Genomic DNA, 1,084 nt, shown 5'->3' on the forward strand with positions numbered 1-1,084 from the left:
TGTCTGGTTGCGACACATCATTGGCGTAATATAGTACGTCGTCGACTTTAGTCATAAGATCGTCCGGTACCATCGGCTTGTAAAGAGGATTGGCGAGCGCGGGCATTAGGTCGATCCGCTCCTCTACCTTCTGGCATGGTGACCTGCCGTGGAGCACGCGCTGTCGTCGCCGATTGTAGGCGCGGTTGAAGCCGGTCAGCAGGATTTCGAGATCAGCATGGCCGGCGACGTTGATGCCCAACACTTCGCTGGCGATGCGGCCGTTAAAGCGTTCGACCATGCCATTGGTTTGCGGCGTATAGGGTCGCGTCGTGCGGTGAACGACCTTGATCTTCGCGCAGGCGCGTTCGAAATCTTCGGCGGTAAAACAGGATCCCCGGTCTGTCAGCACATGGGTGATGCGGAAGGGGAAAGCCTTTCTGGCGGCATGGAGGAAGGCCACTGCATTGGCAGCATTTTCGGCGTCGTAGACGGCCAGATGGACGAAGCGTGAGCAGCGGTCGATGGCGACATAGAGGAATCGTTTGCGGGTTTCGCCGTCCGCGGTGCGCAGCTTGGGTAGATGTTTGACGTCGATATGGACAAAGCCCAGGTCATAGTCCTGGAAGCGCCCCTGTCCTCTACGCGGCTGCGCCGTGGGCTTGGGCGGTCGTCGATTGAGCCCTTCGGCCTTGAGTACCCTGTAGATGCCGTCGCGATTGAGGTGTGGCAGGAAGTGCCGGAGCACGAAGGTCAGATCATCCAGGGCAAAGCCTGTTGCCCTGCGTACTGCGCAGATGATCGCGCGTTCTTCCTCATTCATACGCCACGCCAGATGATGGGGCCGACTTGGGCGATCCAGGACCGCCTGCTCTCCTCGCTTGCGCCATTTGCGGACTGTCTCATCGCTGATGCCATAGCGTTTCGCCACGACACTGGTAGGCTCGGTCGAACGGGCAATTTCCGCCCTTACAGCAGGCGTGGTCCGAGCTTGGGGATGTATCTGCACCATCACGAAACCTCATCAGCAAGAGCAGCAAAGCGCCACGCGTGATCCGCGATAGCGCTCTTTACCATATCCCAATGATGTGTCGCAACCAGACAG

At 58.8% G+C, this 1,084-nt stretch carries 1 protein-coding gene; it reads right to left on the minus strand.

All coding sequences use genetic code 11. From position 1 onward, the window contains the following. Positions 1-991: IS481 family transposase (locus tag EWH10_RS21615; protein WP_130030191.1), on the minus strand; the 991-nt coding region annotated here is incomplete at its 3' end. Positions 992-1,084: the final 93 nt, after the last annotated feature.

The sequence above is a fragment of the Sphingobium fuliginis genome (genome assembly GCF_004152845.1).
Classification (GTDB): Bacteria; Pseudomonadota; Alphaproteobacteria; order Sphingomonadales; family Sphingomonadaceae; genus Sphingobium; species Sphingobium fuliginis.